Origin of the sequence: Paenibacillus sp. J23TS9 (assembly GCF_018403225.1) — a bacterium.
Taxonomy (GTDB): domain Bacteria; phylum Bacillota; class Bacilli; order Paenibacillales; family Paenibacillaceae; genus Paenibacillus_AQ.
The window spans coordinates 1-255 of record NZ_BOSG01000045.1; the positions used below are offsets into that span (position 1 = coordinate 1).

At 52.2% G+C, this 255-nt stretch carries 1 rRNA gene; it reads left to right on the plus strand.

The window, feature by feature from the left end:
- Nucleotides 1-255, plus strand: a 16S ribosomal RNA gene (locus tag KJS65_RS29630); the annotation flags it as partial.

Consider the following 255-nt stretch of genomic DNA (forward strand, 5'->3'; position numbering starts at 1 on the left):
GCGGAGTTGATGAGAAGCTTGCTTCTCTGATACTTAGCGGCGGACGGGTGAGTAACACGTAGGCAACCTGCCTGTAAGACTGGGATAACTACCGGAAACGGTAGCTAATACCGGATAATTTATTTCTCCTCCTGGAGAGATAATGAAAGACGGAGCAATCTGTCACTTATAGATGGGCCTGCGGCGCATTAGCTAGTTGGTGGGGTAACGGCTCACCAAGGCGACGATGCGTAGCCGACCTGAGAGGGTGAACGG